This window comes from Pseudomonas sp. BRG-100 (genome assembly GCF_000737955.1).
GTDB classification, from domain to species: domain Bacteria; phylum Pseudomonadota; class Gammaproteobacteria; order Pseudomonadales; family Pseudomonadaceae; genus Aquipseudomonas; species Aquipseudomonas synxantha_A.
Genome location: NZ_JPRX01000001.1, coordinates 2,877,921 through 2,902,334 on the forward strand (window position 1 = coordinate 2,877,921; position 24,414 = coordinate 2,902,334).

A 24,414-nucleotide genomic window follows, 5' to 3' on the forward strand; every position below is an offset into this window, starting at 1 on the left:
CCACTCCTTACACAGTGACGTCGGCGCCGTGGCGCACAACGCGTTTATCCAGCTCGCCGCCCAGCCAGTAGGCCAGGTCAGCGGGGCGATCAATCTGCCAGGCGACAAAGTCAGCGACCTTGCCCGCTTCCAGGGAGCCATGGGTGTCGCCCATGCCCAACGCGGTGGCGGCGTGTTGCGTGGCACCGGCCAAGGCTTCTTCGGGAGTCATGCGGAACAGGGTGCAGGCCATGTTCAGCATCAGACGCACCGACAACGCAGGGGAAGTGCCGGGGTTGAGGTCGCTGGCGATGGCGATCTTCACGCCGTGCTTGCGCAGGGCCTCCATGGGCGGCAACTGGGTTTCGCGCAGGAAGTAAAAAGCGCCCGGCAGCAACACGGCGACCGTGCCGGCAGCGGCCATGGCGATGGCATCTTCTTCAGTCATGAACTCAAGATGGTCGGCCGACAACGCGTGATAGCGCGCCGCCAGGCTGGAACCGTGCAGCGATGAGAGTTGCTCGGCGTGCAGCTTTACCGGCAAGCCAAGCTGGTGGGCAACCTTGAACACGCGCTCGACCTGTTCGGGGGAAAACGCCAGGTATTCACAGAAGGCATCCACCGCATCCACCAGGCCCTCTGCGGCCAGCGCCGGCAGCATCTCATTGCAGATGTGCTCAATGTAGTCATCGGCGCGGTCCTTGTACTCCGGCGGCAGCGCGTGAGCGGCCAGGCACGTGGCGCGCACGCTGACCGGCAGCGCTTCACCCAGGCGCCGGGCCACGCGCAGCATCTTGCGCTCGTTGGGCAGATCCAGGCCGTAGCCGGACTTGATCTCCACGGTAGTCACGCCGTCACGCAAAAGGCTGCGCAGACGTTTTTCAGCGCTCAGGAACAATTGATCTTCCGTGGCTGCACGCGTGGCACGCACGGTACTGGCAATCCCGCCGCCCTTGGCCGCGATCTCGGCGTAGCTGACGCCTTCGAGGCGCTGCTCGAATTCGCCGCTGCGATTGCCACCAAACACGGTATGGGTGTGGCAGTCGATCAGCCCGGGGGTGACCCACGCGCCTTGCAGGTCATGCACCTGGGCGTAATCGGCCGTAGGTGCCTGGCTGCGCGGGCCGATCCACTCGATCAGCGAGCCCGCTGTCACCATGGCGGCATCCTCGATAATCGAGTATTTGCCTTGGGCCATGGTTGCGACGTGGCAGTGTTGCCAAAGGGTTTTCATCAACGCCTCCCTAAGTTATCGATGAGACAAAGCCTGTTCGTAATGGACCTTGGCCGCTTGCCCGGCAGCGGGCTTGACCCACAGCAGGTACGCGACGATCAGCAGCACGATCCACACAGCGCCGACCATCAAGGCCGCCTGGGTGTCCGGGAAGTAACCGAGCACACCAAACACAAACAGCATGAACACAATGGCCGCTGCCGGCGCATAGGGCCAGAACGGCACCGGGAATTTCAGTTCGGCGACCTGCTCCCTGGTCATCGAGCGACGCATGGCGACCTGGGTAAACAGGATCATCAGCCAGACCCACACGGTGGCAAAGGTGGCGATCGAAGCGATCAGCAGGAAGACGTTTTCCGGGATCAGGTAGTTGAGCACCACGCCGCCGAGCAACGCGGCGCCCATCACCACCACGGTCATCCACGGCACGCCTTGTTTGGACAACTGCGCAAAGCCCTTGGGCGCCTGACCTTGCTGGGCCAGGCCGTACATCATGCGACCGGCGCCGAAGATGTCGCTGTTGATGGCCGAGACCGCCGCCGAGATCACCACGATATTGAGAATGGTCGCCGCCGAGCCTATCCCCAGGTTACTGAAGATCTGCACGAACGGGCTGCCCTGGCTGCCAATTTGCGGCCACGGGTAGATCGCCATCAGCACGAACAGGGTCAGCACGTAGAACAACAGGATACGCAGCGGTACCGCGTTGATCGCCTTGGGGATCACTCGCTGCGGGTCCTTGGCTTCACCGGCAGTGATGCCGATGATTTCGATACCGCCGAACGCAAACATCACCACCGCAAACGAGGCGATCAAGCCACCAATGCCGTTGGGCATGAAGCCGCCGTGCGCCCACAGGTTGCTCAGGCCGCTAGCCTGGGTTTCACCCGCCGAGTGAATGCCGAACAGCATGATGCCGAAACCGCCGAGGATCATCGCCACGATGGCGCCGACCTTGAGCAACGACAGCCAGAACTCCATTTCGCCAAAGACCTTGACGTTGCACAGGTTCAGGCCGCCGATCAAAAACACGATGCCCAGCACCCAGACCCAACGGGCCACCTCGGGAAACCAGAAGCCCATGTAGATGCCGAACGCGGTGACGTCGGCCAGGCAGACGATGATCATTTCAAAGGCGTAGGTCCAGCCGAGGATAAACCCCGCCATGGGCCCCAGGTAAGTGCTGGCGTAGTGGCCGAACGAGCCGGACACCGGGTTGTGCACGGCCATTTCACCGAGGGCGCGCATCACCATGAACACGGCGGCGCCGCCGATGAGGTAAGCCAGCAGTACGGCGGGGCCGGCCATCTGGATAGCGGAGGCAGAACCATAGAACAGCCCGGTGCCGATCGCGGAACCGAGTGCCATGAAGCGAATATGTCGGGCGTTGAGCCCGCGTTTCAAACCTTTTTCTGGCTGGTGCATTTCTCTTCCCTATTATTCTTATCCCGAGAAAATCTGAATCTGGCGAAAATCAATGTGGGAGCTGGCTTGCCTGCGATGGCGGACTTCCAGCCAGCCCATCTGGCGCAGACACACCGCTATCGCAGGCAAGCCAGCTCCCACATTGGGTACCGGGGTGCTTAAAGGCTCGGCAGCAACTTGGCCGGTACCAGCTCATTCAGGCAGCGGGTGGCGAGCAGTTCGCTGGCGGCGTTGATGTCTGGGGCGAAGAAGCGATCCTTGTCATAGAACGCCACCTTATCGCGCAGGATGCCGCGGGCTTTTTCAAGTTTCGGCGAGGTCTTCAGGCCGTCGCGCAAATCCAGGCCCTGGCACGCTGCCAGCCATTCCACCGCGAGGATGCCACGGGTGTTCTCGGCCATTTCCCACAGACGCTTGCCCGCAGCCGGGGCCATGGACACGTGGTCTTCCTGGTTCGCCGAGGTCGGCAGGCTGTCGACGCTATGGGGATGGGCCAGCGCCTTGTTCTCGCTGGCGAGCGCAGCAGCCGTCACCTGGGCAATCATGAAGCCGGAGTTCACCCCGCCATTGCCCACCAAAAACGGTGGCAGTTGCGACATGTGCTTGTCCATCATCAGCGAGATGCGTCGCTCGCTCAGGGAGCCGATTTCGGCAATCGCCAGGGCCATGTTATCGGCGGCCATGGCCACCGGTTCGGCGTGGAAGTTGCCACCGGAAATCACATCGCCTTCGGCGGCAAATACCAGTGGGTTATCCGACACCGCGTTGGCTTCCACCACCAGCACTTCGGCAGCCTGGCGGAACTGGGTCAGGCAGGCGCCCATGACCTGTGGCTGGCAACGCAGGGAGTAAGGGTCTTGCACTTTGTCGCAGTTCTGGTGCGACTGCGAGACCTGGCTGCTTTCGCCCAGCAGGTCACGATAGGCCGCAGCCGCATCGACCTGCCCACGCTGGCCACGCGCCGCATGAATACGCGCATCGAACGGCGAGCGCGAACCCAGTACGGCTTCTACGGTGAGGCCGCCGCAGGCAAGGGCGCCGGCGAACAGGTCTTCACCTTCGAACAGGCCGCGCAATGCATAAGCGGTGGACACCTGGGTACCGTTGAGCAGGGCCAGGCCCTCTTTGGCGGCCAGGGTCAGCGGTGTGAGGCCAGCCACTTTCAGCGCTGCGGTCGCGTCCAGCCATTCGCCTTTGTAGCGCGCCTTGCCTTCGCCGAGCAGCACCAGGGACATATGCGCCAATGGCGCCAGGTCACCGGATGCACCGACCGAACCCTTGAGCGGAATGTGCGGGTACACCTGGGCGTTGATCAGCGCAATCAGCGCGTCGATCACCTGGCGACGGATCCCGGAGAAACCACGGCTCAGGCTGTTGACCTTGAGCACCATGACCAGCCGCACCAGCGCATCGCTGATCGGCTCACCGACGCCGGCAGCATGGGACAGCACCAGTGAACGCTGGAGGTTTTCCAGGTCTTCGCTGGCGATACGGGTCGAGGCCAGCAGGCCAAAACCGGTGTTGATGCCATAGGCGGTGCGGTTCTCGGCGAGGATCTGCTCCACGCAGGCAACGCTGGCTTCGATCTGGGCCGAGGCGCTGTCATCCAGGCTGAGGGTTACCGGCTGCTGGTAGATGGCACGCAGTTGGGCGAGGCTCAGTTGGCCTGGAATCAGGTTTAGCGCAGTCACATTCGTTCTCCTTGTGAATTATTCTTAAGTGTTCAGTGCAAATTCGGTAACGCAGTGTCTTTAAGCAACTGGGCAGCGGCGGCAATATCCGGCGCCAGCCAGCGGTCCTGCTCGTAAGCGGGGACCACTTCGCGCAGCAGGCGCCAGGCGTGGTCGGTACCGGCGCCCAAGCGCTGGTCCTTGAGGAACTCGAACGCCTGGGCCGCCAGCAAGTATTCGATGGCAAGAATCTGGGTGACGTTGGCCAATACCTGGTGCAGCTTGAGCGCGGCGTTGGTGCCCATGCTCAGGTGGTCTTCCTGCAGGCCCGAGGTGACGAAGTTGTCGAGCACCGCCGGTTGCGCCAACTGGCGGTTTTGCCCGCACAAGGACGCGGCGACGTACTGCACGATCATCATCCCGGAGTTGACCCCGGGGTTGCTGACCAGAAAGGCCGGCAAGCCGCTGACGTGCGGATTGATCAGGCGATCCAGGCGGCGCTCGGCCACCGAGCCGATTTCGGCCATGGCGATGGCGAGCATGTCGGCCGCCAGCGCCACGGACTGGCCGTGGGGGTTGGCCTGGGACACCACGCGGTAGCTGACCGGCGTGCCGAGCACCAAAGGGTTGTCGGTGGCGCTGTTGAGTTCGGTCTCGATCTGGCGCGTGGCGTGCTCCACCTGATCGCGGGCCGCGCCGTGGATCTGCGGGATCGAGCGAATGCTCAAGGCGTCCTGGGTGCGGATACCTTTGCTGCTGGCGATCACCTCACTGCCGTCGAGCAACGCACGCAGGTTGCTGCCCACTTGCTGCATACCCGGGTGCGGCTTGAGGGCGATGATTTCTTCGTCGAAGGCGTCGATCTGGCCGCGCTGGGCTTCGAAACTCATGGCGCCGATCACGTCGGCCCATTGCAACAGGTGGTGCGCGTCGGCCAGGGCCAGGCAACTCAGGCCGGTCATGCACGGCGTGCCGTTGACCAGGCACAGGCCATCCTTGGCACCGAGTACCACGGGCTGCAAGCCTTCAGCCTGCAACGCGTATTGCGCCGTGACGATCCGGCCGCGGTAACTCACATTGCCGATGCCGAGCAAGGCCACACCGACATGGGCCATGTGGGTCAAATACCCCACCGAACCCTGGGATGGCACTTGCGGCGTGATGCCGTGATTGAGCAGCGCCAGCAACGCGTGCACCACCTGCGGGTGCAGGCCGGATTTACCGTGGCTGTAGTTGATGATTGCCGCGCACATGATCGCGCGGGTCTGCTCGTCGCTGAGCACCGGGCCGACGCCGCAGGCATGGCTGAGCAGCGTATTGCGCGACAGTTGGCTCAGTTGCCCGCCCTCAAGCGACACATTGCACAACGCGCCCAGGCCGGTGTTCACGCCATAGGCGCGCTCGCCGCTGGCGACGATGCGCTGCACGATGGCCTGGGCATTGTCGATGCGCGCCCAGGCGTGGCCCGAGAGTTCGAGCACTGCGCCGTGGCGAGCAACGGCGGCGACGTCCTGCCAGCGCATCGGGGCGTCGGCGATGATGATTTTGGTTGCCTGGGACATCGTTGACCTCTTCATATTCTCTAAACCTTTGGCGGCCTCATCGCGGGCAAGCCCGGCTCCCACATTTGAACTGTGTGAACCCAATCAAATGTGGGAGCTGGCTTGCCTGCGATGGCGTCCGTCAGACCACCGCCGCCCGCCGCTGAACAAACCGGTCCACATACTCATCCGCCGGCGAATGCAAAATCTCCCGCGGCGTGCCGACCTGGATCAACTTGCCGTCCTTGAGGATCGCAATGCGATTACCAATGCGCACGGCTTCGTCGAGGTCATGGGTGATAAACACGATGGTCTTGTGCAGGGTCTTTTGCAGCTCGAGCAACTGGTCCTGCATTTCGGCACGGATCAGCGGGTCGAGGGCGCTGAAGGCTTCGTCCATCAGGATGATGTCGGTGTCTGCGGCCAAGGCGCGGGCCAGGCCCACTCGCTGGCGCATACCGCCGGAAAGCTGGTGTGGGTATTTGCTTTCGTAGCCCTTGAGCCCCACGGTTTCGATCCAGTGCAGGGCGCGCTCAGCGCATACCTGCTTGGTTTCACCGCGCACTTTGAGGCCGTAGGCGACGTTGTCGAGCACGCTCTTGTGGGGCAACAGGCCGAAGCTCTGGAACACCATGCTGATCTTGTGGCGACGGAATTGGCGCAGGGCTTCCATGTCCAGTTGCAGGATGTCTTCGCCGTCCACCAGGATCGCGCCGCTGGTGGGATCGATCAGGCGGTTGAAGTGGCGCACCAGGGTGGACTTGCCGGAACCTGACAGGCCCATGATCACGAAGATCTCACCCGTGCCGATGCTCAAGGACAGATCGTTCACGCCGACCACGCAACCGGTCTCGGCCAGTACCTGATCCTTGGTCTTGCCCTGGCCGACCATCGCCAGGGCGTCCTTGGAACGGGCGCCGAAGATCTTGAAGACGTTCTTTACTTCGATTTTGCTGACAGTCGTCATTTGCTCGCCTCATGCCGTGGGCGGCCATAAGCCTGGGTAATGCGGTCGATGACCACTGCGAGAATCACGATCGCCAGCCCGGCTTCCAGGCCACGGCCGACGTTGAGGGTCTGGATGCCGACGAGCACGTCTTCACCCAAGCCGCGGGCGCCGATCATCGAGGCGATTACCACCATCGACAGCGCCATCATGGTGGTCTGGTTGATCCCGGCCATGATGCTCGGCAGCGCCAGCGGCAGTTGCACGCCGAACAGTTGCTGCCAGCGGTTGGCGCCAAAGGCGTTGATGGCTTCCATGACCTCGCCATCGACCTGGCGAATGCCCAGGTCCGTCAGGCGAATCAGCGGCGGCGCGGCGTAGATCACCGTGGCGAAAATCGCCGGCACCTTGCCCAGGCCGAACAACATCAGCACCGGGATCAGGTACACGAAGCTGGGCATGGTCTGCATGATGTCCAGCAGCGGCATCAGCACCGAACGCAGGCGATTGCTGCGCGCCGACAGGATGCCCAGGGGAATGCCGATCAGCACCGAGATCACCGTGGCGACCATCATCAGTGCCAGGGTTTGCATCAGCTTGTCCCACAGGCCAACGGCACCCACCAGGAACAGCAAACCGACGATCACCGCAGTGGTCACCAGCTTGCGCGTGGCGTGCCAGGCGATGCCCCCGACAATGGCCAGCATCAGCCACCAGGGCGCCATGCGCAGCAGGCCTTCCAGGTTGACGATGGCCCATAGCAGAGTGTCGGAGATGTGCCGGAACACATCGCCGTAGTTGGTGACCAGCGAGTCCACCCAACCGTTGACCCAGTCGGCGATGGAAAACGTAAAACTCTCAGGAAACATATCGTGCTCTCGATCCAGTGGGTTGTGGCCAGCCGCCCGGCCACCCCTGAGGGTAGCCGTGCACACTTGACCTACAAGGCCGCTTCGATTTTCTTGGCTGCGTCGTCGCTCACCCAGGCGTGCCAGACTTCAGGATGTTCCTTGAGGAAAATTTTCGCCAGTTTCGGCGACTCGATTCGCTCCTTGGCCATGCGGCCGAGGTTCTGGTTGAGCAGGTCGATGGGCAGGTTGACCTTTTCCAGCACGGCCACCAGTTCTGGCGCTTGTTCGTGGAAGGTCTTGGACAGACCGACCTGGATGCTTACGCTCTTATCCACACCGGGCTTTTCTTCCAGTTTGACCAGGTCGACCTGGCCCATCAGCGGTGTCGGTGACCAGTAGTAGAACAGGATCGGTTCGCCGCGCTTGTAGCTCGACAGCACCGCCGCATCCAGCGCCGGGCCGGTGCCTGGGCGGAAGTTGGTGTAGGTGCTTTCCAGGCCGTAGCTCTTGAGCATTTCGCTGTTGTCCAGCTCACAGGTCCAGCCGGCCGGGCAGTTGTAGAAACGGCCCTTGGAGGGCTCTTCCTGGTCCTTGAACACCGAGGCGTATTTGGCCAGGTCGGCGATGTTTTTCAGGTCCGGGGCCTTGGCTTCCAGCTTGCGCTTGGCGTCGCCCTCGATCACATAACGCGGCACGTACCAGCCTTCCACCGCGCCGACCACCGGGGCACCTACGCCGACGACTTTGCCGGCCTTCTCGGCCTTGTTCCAGACTTCGCTGCGGCCTACCCACTCTTCGGCGAAGACCTGGATGTCGTTGCTACCCAAGGCGTTTTCCATGGTGATGGAGTTGCCTGGCAGGCTGTCGGTTTTGCAGTCGTAGCCTTTTTCCAGCACGGTTTGCAGGATGTCGGTGAGCAACATGCCACTTTCCCAATTCAGGCCGGCGAATTTCACCGGCTTGCCGGATTCGCACCAGCCGGCCGCCTGGGCGCCGGCGCTTGCCAGCAAGCCCGCTGAGAACAAGGTAGCCAGCAAGGTCTTATTCATAGTCATTGTTGTGACGCTCCCAATCATGAAATGGATTACGGCAGTCAGTAGGCGTCCTGCCCTGTCCACGTCCCATCAGGCTTGTGCAGCCAGCCCGTTTGTTGTGGGTAAAGCGCCCTGCTCTGTCGGCAGGATCAGGTGATCGGGTACCGTGCCGTGCCATTTTTTCGCACACACGTAATACAGGGCCGCCGGCAGTACCAGGCCGATGATCCAGGATATGTCCACGTTACCCAGCGCGGCCACCAAAGGGCCGGTGTAGAACTTGGTCGAGATGAACGGCAACTGCACCAGCACGCCGAAGACATAGACACTGATACCCAAGAGGTTCCAGCGGCCATAGCGACCGTTCGGGTCGGCCAGTGCCGGCACGTCATAGCGCTCGCGGGTGATGCAGTAGTAATCCACCAGGTTGATCGCGCTCCAGGGCGTGAAAAACGCCAGCAGGAACAGGATGAACGACTTGAACGCACCGAGGAACGAGTGCTGGCCAAGCAAGGCGATCAGGGTTGCCGTACCGACGATGGCGAGCACGAACACCAGGCGCTGCACACGCGTGACCTCCAGGCGACCACGAAAGCCGCTGATGATGGTCGCAATGCACATGAAGCTGCCGTAGGAGTTGAGCGTGGAGATGGTGACCTTGCCGAACGCGATGCTGAAGTACAGCAATGCAGCGGTGGCCCCCGTGCCGCTCAAGCCAACGATGTAGGCCACTTCATGCCCGGCAAATTGGCCATTGGACATGGCCGCAGCGAACACGCCGAGTACCATTGCCACCTGCGCGCCGATGACCGAACCCGCGCCAGCGGCGAAAAAGGTTTTCACCGACGACGTGTTGCTCGGCAGGTAACGCGAATAGTCCGCCACATAGGGGCCGAAAGCGATCTGCCAGGAGGCCGCAAGCGACACGGCCAAAAGAAAACTGCTCCAGCTGAAATGTCGGATTTGCAGGAGCGCGCCCACGTCGGTCTGGCTCATCAGGCGGCTGAACAGATACACAAAGGCAATCACGCCAATGACGCTGGCGACACGGCCAATGAAATGGATCACCCGATAACCCAGCACGGTGACCAGCACAATGACACTGGCGAAAATCAGGATACCGACGCTGTCGCTGACCCCGAACAACTGGCCCAGCGCCTGCCCCGACAGCACGGTGCCGGTGGCGGTAAAACCCAGGTACATCAAGCACACCAGTACGATCGGGATAGCCGCACCATACACACCGAACTGCACCCGGCTGGAGATCATCTGCGGCAAACCAAGCTTGGGGCCTTGCGCCGCATGCAGCGCCATGACCCCGCCACCGATCAGTTGACCGACCAGCAGGCCGATCAACGACCAGAACACATCACCACCCAGCACCACGGCCAGGGCCCCGGTGACAATCGCGGTGATCTGCAGGTTGGCACCCATCCATAGGGTGAACTGGCTCAATAGACGACCGTGTCTTTCCGCTTCCGGGATGTAGTCGATCGAACGCCTTTCGATCAACGGGGTGGTGTCGTTTGCAGCCATGTTGTTCAACCTCTGATGGATTGTCTTGGGGTTGCCGCCGATCCAATGTGGGAGGGGGCTTGCCCCCTCCCACATGGGTCACTTGATCATCGGCAGGTTGAGGCCCTGCTCTTTGGCGCAATCGATAGCAATCTGATAACCGGCATCGGCATGACGCATCACCCCGGTCGCCGGGTCGTTATGCAGCACCCGCGCAATCCGCTCGGCCGCTTCATCGGTACCGTCGCAGACGATCACCATGCCTGAGTGCTGAGAGAAGCCCATGCCCACGCCACCACCGTGGTGCAGCGAGACCCAGGTCGCGCCGCTGGCGGTGTTGAGCAAGGCGTTGAGCAGTGGCCAGTCGGACACGGCATCGGAACCGTCCTGCATGGCCTCGGTTTCGCGGTTCGGGCTGGATACGGAACCGGAGTCCAGGTGGTCACGACCGATCACCACAGGGGCGGACAGCTCGCCGCTGCGTACCATTTCGTTGAAGGCCAGGCCGAGCTTGGCGCGCTGGCCCAGGCCGACCCAGCAGATACGTGCCGGCAGGCCCTGGAAGCTGATGCGCTCGCGGGCCATGTCCAGCCAGTTGTGCAGGTGGGCGTCGTCCGGGATCAACTCTTTGACTTTGGCGTCGGTCTTGTAGATGTCTTGCGGGTCGCCAGACAGCGCCGCCCAGCGGAACGGGCCAATGCCACGGCAGAACAGCGGGCGGATGTAGGCCGGTACGAAACCCGGGAAGTCGAAGGCATTTTCCACGCCCTCTTCCTGGGCCATCTGGCGGATGTTATTGCCGTAGTCGAAGGTTGGGATGCCTTGCTTCTGGAATTCCAGCATGGCCTTGACGTGCACGGCCATGGACTGCTTGGCGGCCTTGATCACGGCAGCCGGCTCGGTTTTGGCGCGGGCGCGGTATTCGTCCCAGGTCCAGCCGGCCGGCAGGTAGCCGTTGAGCGGGTCGTGGGCGCTGGTCTGGTCGGTGACCATGTCCGGGCGCACGCCACGCTTGACCAGCTCTGGCAGAATTTCGGCGGCGTTGCCCAGCAGGGCGATGGAAATGGCCTTGCCTTCCTTGGTGTACTTGGCGATGCGCGCCAGGGCGTCATCGAGGTCGGTGGCTTGTTCGTCGACATAGCGGCTGGCCAGGCGGAAGTCGATGCTGACCTGTTGGCACTCGATATTCAGCGAGCAGGCGCCGGCCAGGGTCGCGGCCAACGGTTGCGCGCCGCCCATGCCGCCGAGGCCAGCGGTGAGGACCCAACGGCCCTGAAGGTTTGAATCGTAGTGCTGACGGCCAGCTTCGACGAAGGTTTCATAGGTGCCCTGGACGATGCCTTGGCTACCGATGTAGATCCAGCTGCCGGCGGTCATCTGGCCGTACATGGCCAGGCCCTTGGCATCCAGTTCGTTGAAGTGCTCCCAACTGGCCCAGTGTGGTACCAGGTTGGAGTTGGCGATCAGTACGCGCGGGGCGTTACTGTGGGTCTTGAACACGCCGACCGGCTTGCCGGACTGCACCAGCAGGGTTTCGTCATCGTTCAAATGGGTGAGGCTCTCGACAATCTGGTCGTAACATTCCCAGTTGCGCGCCGCACGGCCAATACCGCCGTAAACCACGAGTTCCTTGGGGTTCTCGGCCACTTGTGGGTCGAGGTTGTTCATCAACATGCGCAGCGGCGCTTCGGTCAGCCAGCTTTTGGCGGTGAGCTTGTTACCGCGGGCGGCGCGGATTTCGACGTCACGGTATTTTGTAGACTTGGTCACTGCTAGGACTCCTCGGCGATCGATGCGCGAACATGGATGGTGCGAAGGAAGCTCTTACGCACACATCTTTACTTGTATGTACAAGCATATGCAATCGAGCGGCCAACTTTAGCCGGGAGTGGTTGGGATTTTTTTGCACGGGGCGTGCGAGCCTTGTAAATCAAGGCTTCAACGCTTGATGAAATTTCTTACGGAGGTTTTTTGCAGCAAGGGAAATTTGTCACGGTAGCGAAGCTTTGCATCACGCTGGGGCATTCGGTAACAAATTGGTGCGCGGGCTGGAAACAGATTTTGTGAACAATGCAAAAACAAATGTGGGAGCTGGCTTGCCTGCGATAGCAGTGTGTCAGTCAGCACATCCTAGGCTGATACACCGCTATCGCAGGCAAGCCAGCTCCCACAGTTTTTAACCGAGTGCGGTCAATTCGATTACGCAGCTGCGGCCGCTGACCGAGATATCCAGCAAGCCAGTGTTACCGTCCACTTGCAGGCAATCGTGATGGCCGAGCTTCTCGCCCAACACCTTCACCTCATCCGCCACGCTGAACACCAACACCGTCTGCGCCGTGCTGAAAAACTGCTGCACGCCATCCACCCACTGCAAGCGTGCATGGTAACGCTCGGGCGAGTAGATCAGGTTGAAGTCGCGGATCGGCCCAGTGATCAAGCGGCAGGAAACCTGGCTTTCACCCTGGAACGCGAACGGCTGCAACGGTAACAAGCCGCGCTGCTCCTCGCCGTCCACGGTCAACACCATGCCCGCGCCCTTGATCACCGTGATCACGCGCTGGTAACCGGCGAAGGTGGAAAAACCACCCGAGTCAGCGATATCGGCAATCGACACACGCCAGCCAAATCCATCCAGGCCGGTGCCGGCGTCGCGGCTGATTTCTTCGGTGCTGCCGCCACCGTTTTTCCACGGCATGCGCACGTAGTCGGCGGCGCGCCAGACCTTCACTGTACTCATTTGCTGAAACGTCCTTCCAGGCTGTGACGGGAACCGGGGTGGATCAATCGCGCAGCGGTTACCGGCTGGCGACCCGACCAGGTGCGACGGCGAATCAACAGGCACGGCTCGCTCGGCTCGATCTGCAACAGCTTGCACTCGGCTGCGTCGGCAAGGATCGCTTCGACCACATGCTCACCCTCGGTCAACGGCGCGACCTGGTTCAGATAGGCATAGGGGGTTTGCTGGGTGAAGTCCTGCTGCAAATATTGCGGCGCAACCAGGGCGTTGACGAAACGATCTTCGATTTGCACGGGAATATCGTTCTCGTAATGCACGATCAACGAGTGGAACACGCGCCCACCTTCACGCATTTCCAGGGCGACGGCGCGTTCGGAACCCGCGGCCTCTTCGCCCAGGGTGATGACCTGGCACGTGTGCCGATGCCCGCGGGAAGCGATTTCATCGGCAATGTTGTGCACTTCAAACAGCGCCGACTGGCTCTTCGGCTCGGCCACGAACGTACCCACGCCTTGCATGCGCACCAGCAGACCTTCGGCGGTAAGCTCACGCAGGGCGCGGTTAATGGTCATGCGGCTGAAACCCAGCTGGCTGACCAGTTCGCTTTCCGACGGCACGCGGTAATGGGGCGGCCAGTTGCCGTTGAGGATCTGCTGGCTGATCATCTGTTTGACGCGGGCATACAAGGGCGCCGGACTTTCGTCCATGTGGGCAGCCAGCGAAGACTTGGCAGGCGGAGTCGGCACGAGGAATCCTTGCAGGGGAAAAAGATGCATAGATTGCCGGAGTTTACCGAGCAGGCAAACGTCTGTATATGTATATACAAATAAACACACGACCGGGGTGCCTTGATCATGTCCGCTTTCTTTGCCGAACGCGCGCTGCTGCCTAATGGATGGGCCAACGATGTACGTCTTGAAGTCAGCGCCGATGGCCTGCTGACCCATGTTGAGCCCAATGCCAGTGCAGACGCTGCCGAACGGCTCAGAGGCCCAGTATTGGCGGGCATGCCAAACCTGCATTCCCATGCCTTCCAGCGCGCAATGGCAGGTCTGGCCGAAGTGGCCGGCAACCCCAATGACAGCTTCTGGACCTGGCGCGATTTGATGTACCGCATGGTCGGCAAGATCAACCCCGAGCAGTTACAGGTCATCGCCCGCCAGCTGTATATCGAAATGCTCAAGGCTGGGTACACCTCGGTGGCCGAGTTTCATTATGTGCATCACGATACCAACGGCCAGCCATATGCCGACCGTACGGAACTGTCACGCCAGATCAGCCTGGCAGCCGCCAGCAGCGGGATCGGCCTGACCTTGCTGCCGGTGCTCTATACCCACGCAGGTTTCGGTGGCCAGGCGCCGAATGAGGGGCAGCGCCGGTTTATCAATAGCACCGAGCACTACCTGGACCTGCAAGCGCGTTTGCAGCCGATCCTGGCGGCACAACCTGCGCAGCAACTGGGCCTGTGTTTCCACTCCCTGCGTGCGGTCACCCCCGAACAGATCCAGCAAGTGCTGGCGGCCAGTGACAAGACCTGCCCGGTGCATATCCATATCGCCGAGCAGCAAAAAGAAGTCGACGATTGCCTGGCCTGGAGCGGCAAGCGCCCGCTGCAATGGCTGTATGACAACGTTGAAGTGGACGAGCGCTGGTGCCTGGTGCACGCCACTCATGCCGATGCTGACGAAGTGACGCGCATGGCCAACAGCCGAGCGATTGCCGGTTTGTGCCTGACCACCGAAGCCAACCTGGGCGATGGGATTTTCCCGGCGGTGGATTTCCTTGCCCAGGGCGGACGCATGGGTATCGGCTCCGACAGCCATGTTTCACTGAGCGTGGTGGAGGAATTACGTTGGCTGGAATACGGCCAGCGTCTTCGCGATCAACGGCGTAATCGCCTGTATCGCAGTGATCAGCCAATGGTTGGCCGCACGCTGTTCGATGCTGCGCTGGATGGTGGCGCACAGGCGCTTGGCCAGCCGATCGGACGGCTGGAAGTCGGCAAGCGTGCGGATTGGATTGTGCTGGACGGTAGCGACCCGTACCTGGCGACCGCCAGTGAGGATGGGATTCTCAACCGCTGGCTCTTCGCTGGTGGCGATCGGCAGGTGCGCGATGTGCTGGTCAATGGCAAATGGGTGGTGCGGGATGGGCATCATGCCGGCGAAGAGGAAAGCAACCGGGCATTCACCCAGGTCTTGAAGGCTTTGTTGGGCTAACGGCCAACACCTAACAAATGTGGGAGGGGGCTTGCTCCCGATAGCGGTGTGTCAGTATCAGATGTACTGGCTGACACACTGCATCGGGAGCAAGCCCCCTCCCACATTTGATTACTGCGAACTCTTGGCCATTTGTTTATCTGAAGTACGCCAGATCAACCGCGTGGTGTCATACCCCTGCTGGCGCGCCCTACTGAGCAAGTCTTCACGCGTCTCGGCACTCACCGTCGGCGTGCGCGACAGGATCCACATATAGCGCCGGCTCGGGCTGCCGACGATGGCGGTCTTGTAGTCATCGCTGACATACAGCACCCAGTAATCGCCCTTGGCAACGCCCGGCAACAGTGACGTAAACCAGTTATTGAATTCCACCCAGAGCTTGTCGGTTTTGCCAGGCACCTGCGGCGTGGCCGTGCCTTTGGCTTCTTGCCACTTCCATTCAGGCGTCAGGCAGCGGTTGAACACCGACATGTCGCCATCCGGCAGCAAGGTGTAACGCGCCTCGGACTGCGCGCAGTTGCGCTGGAAGTACATCGGCAATCGGGCCAACTCATACCAGGTGCCCTGATAACGCTTGAGGTTGACGTTGGTTGCCGTCTTGGGTTGCAGATCATCGCCAGAATGGCTGGCGCAGCCCGCCAAAAACAGGCTGGCGCAAAGGAACAAAACAAAACGCATCATTCTTCTTCTCCCGCAGGCTCGCGCCCCGGTTTACTTCAGGCCTTGCCCGGAAAACATCAGAACTTTGTCACCGGCGTACTGCACGCTGATAAAGCTGTTTTTATCGCCCCAGGTGCAGCTGGACATGCCCAGCGCACCGGAACAATCGGTCGGCTTACCCAGCAACGACTCCACCTCGGCCTTGGCCATGCCAGCCGACAGTTTCTGGTAGTTTTCTTGAGTGACCTTGCTGCAAGCGGCTAACAGCACGCAAAAAGTCAGCAGGGCGAGACGGCGTAAAGACATGGAAAAGCTCCTGGAGAGACAAAGCAGCTGGGGTATCTGCCAGAAGCTTAGAAGGGAAAAGGGGTGTCTGGTTCCCGACGAGCGAAAACAAAAAAGCCCCGAAAACGCTGAAACGTTTCGGGGCTTCTTCAAGGGTGAACGGCCTCACAACACAGTGGATAACTTATCGCCGTGTATTACTTCTTGTGGTAGCTGGTCACACGCTCAACTTCTTCCTTGGAACCCAGGAACACCGCCACACGCTGGTGCAAACCTTCAGGCTGGATGTCGAGGATGCGCTGGTGGCCATCGGTGGACGCACCGCCTGCCTGTTCAACCAGGAACGACATCGGGTTGGCTTCGTACATCAGGCGCAGTTTGCCCGGCTTGGACGGCTCGCGGCTGTCTCGTGGGTACATGAACAGGCCACCACGGGTCAGGATGCGGTGCACATCGGCAACCATCGCAGCGACCCAGCGCATATTGAAGTTCTTCTTCAACGGGCCTTCTTCGCCTTCCATCAACTCGTTGACGTAGCGTTTCACCGGTTCTTCCCAGTGACGCTGGTTAGACATGTTGATGGCGAATTCCTGGGTAGAAGCAGGAATCGAAATGTCTTCGTGGGTCAGCACGAAGCTGCCCATTTCGCGGTCCAGGGTGAAGCCTTTGACGCCATCGCCCAGGGTCAGCACCAGCATGGTCTGTGGACCGTAGATGGCATAACCGGCAGCGACCTGCTCGGTGCCCGGCTGCAGGAAGGCCTTTTCGTTCAGGGCTTCGTTCTGGCTCAGGTATTCATTCGGGCAACGCAGTACCGAGAAGATGGTGCCGACCGGTGCATTGATGTCGATGTTGGACGAACCGTCCAGTGGGTCGAATACCAGCAGGTAAGCGCCTTTCGGGTACTTGCCAGGGATCTGGTAGGCATTGTCCATTTCTTCGGACGCCATGCCGGCCAGGTGACCGCCCCATTCGTTGGCTTCGAGCAGGATTTCATTGGAGAGTACGTCGAGCTTCTTCTGCACTTCACCTTGGACGTTTTCAGTGCCCATGCTGCCCAGGACGCCGCCCAGTGCGCCTTTGGAAACGGCGTGGCTGATTTCCTTGCAAGCACGCGCCACCACTTCGATAAGGAAGCGCAGATCGGCAGGCGTGTTGTTGCTGCGGGTCTGCTCGATCAAATAGCGACTCAGGGTAACGCGGGACATGGAAGGCTCCGGAGAATGGGGGGCTGAAAACCCGCGCAGTTTAACGCGAGTCGAGGGTTATTTCCTCTAATCAGAGGATTTAACGCCAATAGAGTTCACGACCTGGCGCCACGACCCTCTCCAACATCGCAGAACCCATGTGGGAAGGGGCTTGCCACCTCCCACATTTTTTAACCGCAGTGGTCAGTCGAGGGCTTTCCAGATCTCGGTGGCGTACTCGCGGATGGTCCGGTCCGAGCTGAACCAGCCCATGCGCGCGGTATTGAGCACCGCCGAGCGCCACCATTCCTTGGAGTCGTGCCAGTGGGCTTCGACCCGCGCCTGGGCGTCCCAGTAGGAATCAAAGTCGGCACACACCAGGAAACGGTCGTAGTCGATCAGCCCATCGATCAGGCCCACATAGCGCCCCGGATCATCCGGCGAGAACACCCCGCCACGGATCGCTTGCAACACGTCGTTCAAGCGATGGGACGCGGCGATGTCCGGCCCGGCGTTGAACTCACCGGCGTGCTTGCGGGCTTCCACCTGCTGGGCACTGAGGCCGAAGATAAACATGTGCTCGGCGCCGACCCGCTCGTGCATCTCCACGTTGGCGCCGTCCATGGTGCCGATGGTCAGCGCGCCGTTGAGGCCGAACTTCATGTTGCTGGTACCCGAGGCCTCGAAGCCGGCAGTGGAAATCTGCTCCGACAAGTCCGCCGCCGGAATAATGCTCTCCGCCAGGCTGACGTTGTAGTTGGGCAGGAACACCACTTTGAGCAGACCGCGCACGGTCGGGTCGTTGTTGACGGTACGGGCGATGTCGTTGGTCAGCTTGATGATCAGCTTGGCCTGGTGGTAGCTGGCTGCAGCCTTGCCGGCGAAGATTTTCACCCGTGGCACCCAGTCGGTGCCCGGCTCGGCGCGGATCGCCTGGTACAGCGCCACGGTGTGCAGCAGGTTGAGCAGTTGGCGCTTGTACTCATGAATGCGCTTGACCTGCACATCGAACATCGCCGCCGGGTTGATCGCGATACCCAGGCGCTCATGGATGATCTGGGCCAGTGCACGCTTGCTGTGCAGGCGCTGTTCAGCGAAGGACTTGCGGAAAGCCTGCTTCTCGGCGAACGGCTCCAATTCGATCAAACGCTGCTCGGGCTGGTCGAGAATATCCGGCCCCAGGGCTTCCACCAGCATATCGGTCAGCTTGGGGTTGGCCTGGTACAACCAGCGGCGGAAGGTGATGCCGTTGGTTTTGTTGTTGATGCGCTCGGGATACAGCTTGTGCAGCTCGGAGAACACCGTGCTGCGCATCAACTGGGTATGCAGGCCCGATACACCGTTGACGCTATGGGAGCCGAGGAATGCCAGGTTGCCCATGCGCACGCGGCGGCCGTTGTCCTCTTCGATCAGCGAGACGGCGCGCAGTACGTCGAAGTCGTGGATGCCCTTGGCGCGCAGCGAGTCGATGTGTTGGGCGTTGATCAGGTAGATGATCTGCATGTGCCGGGGCAACATGCGCTCCATCAGACCTACGGGCCAGGTTTCCAGTGCTTCGGGCAGCAAGGTGTGGTTGGTGTACGACAGGGTTTCGACGGTGACATCCCACGCGGCTTCCCACGGCACGTCATGCAGGTCGACCAGTTGGCGCATCAGCTCGGCCACGGCGATGGACGGATGGGTGTCGTTGAGCTGGATCGCGGCGTGTTCGCCCAGGCTCAGCACCGAACCGTGCATGTTCTTGTGGCGGCGCAGCAAATCCTGCAAGGACGCCGAAACGAAGAAGTACTCCTGGCGCAGGCGCAGTTCCTGCCCCGCTTCAGTGCTGTCGGCCGGGTAAAGCACGCGAGAGATGCTTTCGGCACGGGCCACCTCGGCGACGGCGCCCAAGTGGTCACCGGCATTGAAGCGCTCCAGGTGCAAGTCTTCCACTGCCCGTGCACGCCAAAGGCGCAGGGTGTTGACGCTGGCGCCACGCCAGCCGACTACCGGGGTGTCATAGGCAACAGCCCTGACAGTTTCGTTGGGCGACCACACCTGGATCATCTTGCCGGAGGCGTCCGCCAGGGTTTCGACGCTGCCGCCAAAGCCGATCGGGTAAATCACTTCGGCGCGTTCGAACTCCCAAGGGTTACCAAAATCCAGCCAGCGTTCGGTCTGCTCCTGCTGCCAGCCATCAACGATGGCCTGGCGGAACAAGCCGTGCTCATAGCGAATGCCATAGCCATGCCCGGCAATCCCCAAGGTCGACATGCTTTCCATAAAGCACGCCGCCAGACGGCCCAGGCCACCATTGCCGAGCGCCGCGTCGGGCTCAAGCAGGCGGATGCGCTCCAGATCGACGCCCAACTCCGACAGCGCTTCACGGGCGATCTCCAACACGCCCAGATTGCTCAGGCTGTCGTACAACAGACGGCCAATGAGAAATTCCAGCGAGAGGTAATAAACGCGCTTCTGGCCTTTGCGATAAATACGCCGCGTGTGGTCCATCCAGTGATCGACCATCTGGTCGCGGGCGGCCAGGGCAATGGCTTCGAACCAGTCATGGTCAAAGGCGTGATCCGGGTCTTTGCCCACCGCGTAGGTGAGTTTGATCAAGACAGCATCGCGGAATGCGGCTACCTCTGCTTCTCGTGCAAGCGGTTCCTGAGACATCGGTGCGACCTCGGGCGAGATTGAAGGAGTTGCTAGAGCCTAGTCGGTCTGACAGACGGTAGACGTGCTGGTTCGGCAGTTTTTTAACTCATTCACCATTGGCTGAATTTGATGCAGGGGTCGTGCCCGATCAGGCCGCGGCAAAGCCTTTGAGCTGAAACCTGCAAAATATTGTTCAAAAAACCACCAATCCCGGTATGATCCCGCGCCCGTATACCGCCCCACCCTGGAACCCTGATGAAGCCTCAACTGATCGCCGCCGCGGAACTCGACCGTCTCGAAACGTGGCAGAAATATTCCGCCCACATGTGCGGCGGCTGCGTGTCCAGCTGTTGCACCCTGCCGGTTGAGGTGAAGATCAAGGACCTGATCCGCATTGGCATCGTCGACGAGTTCGAGCGCGGCGACCCGCCAAAGAACATCGCCAAGCGCTTGCAGAAGGAAGGCATCGTCGAGCGCTACAACAACAAATCCGAGATTTTTACCCTACAGCGCATGAGCAACAACGACTGCCTGTATCTGGATCGTAAGACGCGCTTCTGCACTATTTATGACAAGCGCCCGGATACTTGCCGCAACCACCCGAAAATCGGGCCGCGGCCGGGGTATTGCGCTTACAAGCCCAAGGAAGTGGTACGCGAGACCAACTTCAAGACTCTCGATAAATTCTGACTCGGGTTTTGTAGTGTTCTGAAGGGCCTCATCGGGGGCAAGCCCCCTCCCACATTTTGATTTGGGAACACATTCAACTGTGGGAGCTGGCTTGCCTGCGATGGAGCCAGTAAAGACGACACACAAACTGCGGGCACAAAAAAACGCCCCCGGCCTTTCGACCGGGGGCGTTTTTCATTCAGCCTGAGTTAACTCAGTTCTTGGCTTTCTTGGCAGCGCGGGTACGCTCGCCTTCGTCCAGGATCTTCTTACGCAGGCGGATCGACTTAGGCGTGACTTCGCACAGCTCGTCGTCCTGGATGAATTCCAGGGCCTGTTCCAGGGTGAAGCGAACAGGTGGAACCAGAGCGATGGTTTCGTCTTTGCCCGAAGCACGCATGTTGTCGAGCTTCTTGCCTTTGGTTGGGTTGACGCCCATGTCGTTGTCACGGCTGTTCAGACCAACGATCTGGCCGTTGTAGATCTCTTGACCGTGTTCAACGAACAGCTTGCCACGCGCCTGGAGGGTTTCCAGGGAGTAGGTCAGCGCCTTGCCGGTTTCTACCGATACCAGAACACCGTTCTGACGGCCGGACATGTCGCCGGACTTCATGGTGTCGTAGCGATCGAAGATCGAGGTCAGGATGCCAGCACCGTTGGTCAGGGTCAGGAACTGGTTACGGAAACCGATCAGACCGCGAGCAGGGATGTTGTATTCCAGACGTACACGGCCTTTGCCATCCGGCACCATGTTGGTCAGGTCGCCCTTACGCAGGCCCATCTCTTCCATGACCTTGCCCTGGGATTCTTCAGGGGTGTCGATGGTGACGTTTTCGAACGGTTCCTGCTTCACGCCGTCAACAGTACGGATGATCACTTCCGGACGACCAACACCCATTTCGAAGCCTTCGCGACGCATGGTTTCGATCAGTACCGAGAGGTGCAGCTCACCACGGCCGGAGACCTTGAACTTGTCAGCCGAGTCGCCTTCTTCAACGCGCAGGGCAACGTTGTACAGCAGCTCCTTGTCCAGACGCTCCTTGATGTTACGGGAGGTCACGAACTTGCCTTCTTTACCGCAGAACGGCGAGTCGTTTACCTGGAAGGTCATGGAAACGGTTGGCTCGTCAACGGTCAGAGGCTTCATCGCCTCAACGTTGTCCGGCTGGCACAGGGTGTCGGAGATGAACAGCGAGTCCATGCCGCTTACGCATACGATGTCGCCAGCGAAAGCTTCTTCAACGTCGATACGGTGCAGACCGTGGTGACCCATCAGCTTCAGGATACGACCGTTACGCTTCTTGCCGTCGGCGCCGATAGCGACAACCGGGGTGTTCGGCTTGACGCTACCACGAGCGATACGGCCAACGCCGATAACACCCAGGAAGCTGTTGTAGTCCAGTGCCGAGATTTGCATCTGGAACGGGCCGTCACGGTCAACTTTCGGCGCGGGTACGTTGTCGACGATCGACTGGTACAGCGGGGTCATGTCTTCAGCCATGTCGGTGTGGTCAAGACCAGCAATACCGTTCAGGGCCGAGGCGTAGATGACCTGGAAGTCCAGCTGTTCTTCGGTGGCACCCAGGTTGTCAAACAGGTCGAAGATCTGGTCCAGAACCCAGTCCGGACGCGCGCCTGGACGGTCAACCTTGTTGATGCACACGATCGGACGCAGGCCGGCTTCGAAAGCCTTCTTGGTCACGAAACGGGTTTGCGGCATAGGGCCGTCTTGAGCGTCAACCAGCAGCAGAACGGAGTCAACCATCGACATTACGCGTTCTACTTCGCCGCCGAAGTCGGCGTGGCCCGGGGTATCCACGATGTTGATGTGGTAGCCGTTCCAGTTGATGGCGGTGTTTTTTGCCAGGATGGTAATACCGCGCTCTTTTTCCTGGTCGTTGGAGTCCATCACGCGCTCGTCGTTGAGCTCGTTGCGCTCCAGGGTGCCGGATTGACGCAGGAGTTTGTCTACCAGGGTGGTTTTACCATGGTCAACGTGAGCAATGATGGCGATGTTACGTAGATTTTCGATCACTTGTGTATCTCGATCAGAGGATTCGGTGTGCTGACAGGTCGTGGCAGCGATTAACAGTAGAGTCAGGCCTTGCCGTTACAGCTTGACGGCAGAGTCGGGGGGCCGGTGACGCAGGCCACAGGCAAACAGCCCCGGGCTCTTAGCTCGGTCGATAAACGCGCACATTGGCATGCCCCTCACTGAGCAAATGGTGGGCATGCAGGCGACTCATCACGCCTTTGTCGCAATACAACAGGTACTGACGGCTGTTATCCAGTTCCTTGAAACGCGCGTTCAGTGCGTAGAACGGCAGCGTTTGCACGTCGATGCCGGCGATTTCCAGCGGCTCATCCTCAGCGGCATCCGGGTGACGGATGTCGATGACGATCTGGCCGGCCAGGGCTTCGCTGACTTCTTCGATTTTTACATCCTGGCCCAACTCGTCGATCACCCGATCGATTGGGACCAGCTTGGCGTTCTCGAGCGCACGCTCCAGAATCGCCATGTCGAATTCTTTCTCTTCATGCTCCACGCGGTGACGCTTGGCGTGGGTCTTGGGGTTCACCGAGATGACCCCACAGTACTCGGGCATGTGCTTGGCAAAGTCGGCGGTGCCGATTTGCTCTGCCAGGTCGATGATGTCCTGCTTGTGGCTGGCGATCAGCGGGCGCAACACCAGCTTCTCGGTGACGCAGTCGATGATCGACAGGTTTGGCAGCGTCTGGCTGGACACCTGGGAAATCGCCTCGCCGGTCACCAGCGCGTCGATCTGCAATTGATCGGCGATTCGGGACGCGGCGCGCAACATCATACGCTTCAATACCACGCCCATATGACTGTTATCGACTTTGCCGAGAATTTCGCCCAGCACTTCCTCGAACGGCACGCTTACAAATAGCACGCGCTGGGAGCTGCCGTACTTCTTCCAGATAAAGTGCGCAACTTCCATCACGCCCAATTCATGGGCACGCCCGCCCAGGTTAAAGAAGCAGAAGTGGCTCATCAGGCCGCGGCGCATGATCTGGTAGGCCGCCACCGTGGAATCGAAACCGCCGGACATCAATACCAGGGTCTGTTCCAGGGCGCCCAGCGGGTAGCCGCCGATGCTGTTGTGCTGGCTGTGGATCACAAACAACCGTTGGTCGCGAATTTCCATGCGCACTTCAATTTGCGGCGCTTTAAGGGAAATTCCAGCTGCGCCGCACTCGCGACGCAGCTTGCTGCCGACGTATTTCTCGACATCCATGGAGCTGAAGGTGTGCTTGCCGGCACGCTTGCAGCGCACCGAAAAAATCTTCCCTTCAAGTGCACTGCCGTAGTGCTGCTTGCACTTTTCGGTGATGTCGTCGAAGTCGCCCAGCGGGTACTCATCCACCTGCAGGAAATGCGCGATGCCCGGCATGCAGCTCAGGCGCTCGGTCATGTCCTTCAAGGCTTTGGCGTCGGTAATGCGGGTTTCCAGCTCGAGGTTGTCCCACACACCGTTCACCACCACAGCCGGGTCCAGGTCACGGAGCACGGCACGGATGTTCTTGGCCAACTGACGGATGAAACGCGTCCGTACCGGTCGGCTTTTGATGGTGATCTCGGGGAAGACTTTAACGATTAATTTCATGGAAACAGCGCGCGCCGGGCCTGCTGAAAAAGGGGGGCGCGGATTATAGCGGAAATCGCTCAAGGTTTAACCAGTTAATATGCATCGAACGTGCAACGCACCAAAACGGGTCATTTACACAAATAAACGCTACATTGCAGTGCGCTATTTCTCGCGCTTTGGCCTATTGCACCGCTATAGGGGCCATTTTGAGGCA

19 protein-coding genes are annotated in these 24,414 nt (G+C 60.4%); 2 read left to right on the plus strand and 17 right to left on the minus strand.

Features of this window, described 5'->3' with window-relative positions:
* Positions 1-7: 7 nt before the first annotated feature.
* From hutI to hutC, 11 genes are all read right to left on the minus strand, one after another.
* On the minus strand, positions 8-1,213 hold the full coding sequence (gene hutI / locus JH25_RS14590; protein WP_032878334.1) for an imidazolonepropionase: 1,206 nt from the start codon (positions 1,211-1,213) through the stop codon (positions 8-10).
* A 15-nt stretch (positions 1,214-1,228) separates the two neighbouring features.
* The gene (locus tag JH25_RS14585; protein ID WP_032878336.1) at positions 1,229-2,638 is read right to left on the minus strand and encodes an amino acid permease; all 1,410 of its coding nucleotides are present in this window, start codon (positions 2,636-2,638) and stop codon (positions 1,229-1,231) included.
* Between the two features lie 158 nt (positions 2,639-2,796).
* A complete protein-coding gene (gene hutH, locus JH25_RS14580) occupies positions 2,797-4,329 on the minus strand; it encodes a histidine ammonia-lyase (protein ID WP_032878337.1) in 1,533 nt (510 codons plus the stop codon).
* A gap of 32 nt (positions 4,330-4,361) precedes the next feature.
* A complete protein-coding gene (locus JH25_RS14575) occupies positions 4,362-5,870 on the minus strand; it encodes an HAL/PAL/TAL family ammonia-lyase (protein ID WP_032878339.1) in 1,509 nt (502 codons plus the stop codon).
* Positions 5,871-5,991: 121 nt separating this feature from the next.
* A complete protein-coding gene (locus tag JH25_RS0127140) occupies positions 5,992-6,816 on the minus strand; it encodes a quaternary amine ABC transporter ATP-binding protein (protein WP_050549364.1) in 825 nt (274 codons plus the stop codon).
* Positions 6,813-7,664: an ABC transporter permease gene (locus tag JH25_RS14570; protein WP_032878340.1), complete on the minus strand. Its 852-nt coding sequence runs from the start codon at positions 7,662-7,664 to the stop codon at positions 6,813-6,815. The genes JH25_RS0127140 and JH25_RS14570 overlap by 4 nt, the downstream gene beginning before the upstream one ends.
* A gap of 71 nt (positions 7,665-7,735) precedes the next feature.
* Positions 7,736-8,701, minus strand: a complete 966-nt coding sequence (locus JH25_RS14565; protein WP_032878342.1) for an ABC transporter substrate-binding protein — start codon at positions 8,699-8,701, stop codon at positions 7,736-7,738.
* Positions 8,702-8,770: 69 nt separating this feature from the next.
* On the minus strand, positions 8,771-10,216 hold the full coding sequence (locus tag JH25_RS14560) for a purine-cytosine permease family protein (RefSeq protein ID WP_032878344.1): 1,446 nt from the start codon (positions 10,214-10,216) through the stop codon (positions 8,771-8,773).
* 78 nt (positions 10,217-10,294) lie between these two features.
* Positions 10,295-11,965 carry a urocanate hydratase gene (gene hutU, locus JH25_RS14555; RefSeq protein ID WP_032878345.1) on the minus strand — a complete coding sequence of 557 codons (1,671 nt, stop codon included), beginning with the start codon at positions 11,963-11,965 and terminating at the stop codon, positions 10,295-10,297.
* A 406-nt stretch (positions 11,966-12,371) separates the two neighbouring features.
* The gene (locus JH25_RS14550; RefSeq protein WP_032878346.1) at positions 12,372-12,932 is read right to left on the minus strand and encodes a HutD/Ves family protein; all 561 of its coding nucleotides are present in this window, start codon (positions 12,930-12,932) and stop codon (positions 12,372-12,374) included.
* On the minus strand, positions 12,929-13,639 hold the full coding sequence (gene hutC, locus JH25_RS14545) for a histidine utilization repressor (protein ID WP_171905445.1): 711 nt from the start codon (positions 13,637-13,639) through the stop codon (positions 12,929-12,931). The genes JH25_RS14550 and hutC overlap by 4 nt, the downstream gene beginning before the upstream one ends.
* Before the next feature lie 147 nt (positions 13,640-13,786).
* Between hutC and JH25_RS14540 the strand changes: the two genes are divergently transcribed.
* Positions 13,787-15,151 (plus strand): formimidoylglutamate deiminase, encoded by a 1,365-nt coding sequence (locus tag JH25_RS14540; RefSeq protein ID WP_032878347.1) that lies wholly within the window; start codon positions 13,787-13,789, stop codon positions 15,149-15,151.
* A gap of 111 nt (positions 15,152-15,262) precedes the next feature.
* On the opposite strand, the gene JH25_RS14535 is transcribed toward JH25_RS14540, so the two are convergent.
* From JH25_RS14535 to JH25_RS14520, 4 genes are all read right to left on the minus strand, one after another.
* Positions 15,263-15,832 (minus strand): lipocalin family protein, encoded by a 570-nt coding sequence (locus tag JH25_RS14535; RefSeq protein ID WP_032878349.1) that lies wholly within the window; start codon positions 15,830-15,832, stop codon positions 15,263-15,265.
* A 30-nt stretch (positions 15,833-15,862) separates the two neighbouring features.
* Positions 15,863-16,117 (minus strand): hypothetical protein, encoded by a 255-nt coding sequence (locus JH25_RS14530; RefSeq protein WP_005783949.1) that lies wholly within the window; start codon positions 16,115-16,117, stop codon positions 15,863-15,865.
* A 176-nt stretch (positions 16,118-16,293) separates the two neighbouring features.
* Positions 16,294-17,304, minus strand: a complete 1,011-nt coding sequence (locus JH25_RS14525; protein ID WP_032878350.1) for a class 1 fructose-bisphosphatase — start codon at positions 17,302-17,304, stop codon at positions 16,294-16,296.
* Between the two features lie 183 nt (positions 17,305-17,487).
* The gene (locus JH25_RS14520; protein WP_032878352.1) at positions 17,488-19,938 is read right to left on the minus strand and encodes a glycogen/starch/alpha-glucan phosphorylase; all 2,451 of its coding nucleotides are present in this window, start codon (positions 19,936-19,938) and stop codon (positions 17,488-17,490) included.
* A 237-nt stretch (positions 19,939-20,175) separates the two neighbouring features.
* Between JH25_RS14520 and JH25_RS14515 the strand changes: the two genes are divergently transcribed.
* Entirely contained in the window at positions 20,176-20,610 is a 435-nt protein-coding gene (locus tag JH25_RS14515; protein ID WP_003187815.1) for a YkgJ family cysteine cluster protein, read from the plus strand.
* A 193-nt stretch (positions 20,611-20,803) separates the two neighbouring features.
* Here JH25_RS14515 and typA read toward each other — a convergent pair whose 3' ends face one another.
* Positions 20,804-22,624, minus strand: coding sequence for a translational GTPase TypA (typA, locus tag JH25_RS14510; protein ID WP_005783945.1), 1,821 nt, complete (start codon positions 22,622-22,624; stop codon positions 20,804-20,806).
* 139 nt (positions 22,625-22,763) lie between these two features.
* Positions 22,764-24,218, minus strand: coding sequence for a tRNA uracil 4-sulfurtransferase ThiI (gene thiI, locus JH25_RS14505; protein ID WP_005783943.1), 1,455 nt, complete (start codon positions 24,216-24,218; stop codon positions 22,764-22,766).
* Between the last annotated feature and the right edge of the window lie 196 nt (positions 24,219-24,414).

Coding starts and splice junctions, on each gene's coding strand:
- hutI (WP_032878334.1), bottom strand. CDS start 1,213: ATGAAAACCCTTTGGCAACACTGCCACGTCGCAACCATGGCCCAAGGC.
- JH25_RS14585 (WP_032878336.1), bottom strand. CDS start 2,638: ATGCACCAGCCAGAAAAAGGTTTGAAACGCGGGCTCAACGCCCGACAT.
- JH25_RS14575 (WP_032878339.1), bottom strand. CDS start 5,870: ATGTCCCAGGCAACCAAAATCATCATCGCCGACGCCCCGATGCGCTGG.
- JH25_RS0127140 (WP_050549364.1), bottom strand. CDS start 6,816: ATGACGACTGTCAGCAAAATCGAAGTAAAGAACGTCTTCAAGATCTTC.
- JH25_RS14570 (WP_032878340.1), bottom strand. CDS start 7,664: ATGTTTCCTGAGAGTTTTACGTTTTCCATCGCCGACTGGGTCAACGGT.
- JH25_RS14565 (WP_032878342.1), bottom strand. CDS start 8,701: ATGACTATGAATAAGACCTTGCTGGCTACCTTGTTCTCAGCGGGCTTG.
- JH25_RS14560 (WP_032878344.1), bottom strand. CDS start 10,216: ATGGCTGCAAACGACACCACCCCGTTGATCGAAAGGCGTTCGATCGAC.
- JH25_RS14550 (WP_032878346.1), bottom strand. CDS start 12,932: ATGAGTACAGTGAAGGTCTGGCGCGCCGCCGACTACGTGCGCATGCCG.
- hutC (WP_171905445.1), bottom strand. CDS start 13,639: ATGGACGAAAGTCCGGCGCCCTTGTATGCCCGCGTCAAACAGATGATC.
- JH25_RS14540 (WP_032878347.1), top strand. CDS start 13,787: ATGTCCGCTTTCTTTGCCGAACGCGCGCTGCTGCCTAATGGATGGGCC.
- JH25_RS14535 (WP_032878349.1), bottom strand. CDS start 15,832: ATGATGCGTTTTGTTTTGTTCCTTTGCGCCAGCCTGTTTTTGGCGGGC.
- JH25_RS14530 (WP_005783949.1), bottom strand. CDS start 16,117: ATGTCTTTACGCCGTCTCGCCCTGCTGACTTTTTGCGTGCTGTTAGCC.
- JH25_RS14525 (WP_032878350.1), bottom strand. CDS start 17,304: ATGTCCCGCGTTACCCTGAGTCGCTATTTGATCGAGCAGACCCGCAGC.
- JH25_RS14520 (WP_032878352.1), bottom strand. CDS start 19,938: ATGTCTCAGGAACCGCTTGCACGAGAAGCAGAGGTAGCCGCATTCCGC.
- JH25_RS14515 (WP_003187815.1), top strand. CDS start 20,176: ATGAAGCCTCAACTGATCGCCGCCGCGGAACTCGACCGTCTCGAAACG.
- thiI (WP_005783943.1), bottom strand. CDS start 24,218: ATGAAATTAATCGTTAAAGTCTTCCCCGAGATCACCATCAAAAGCCGA.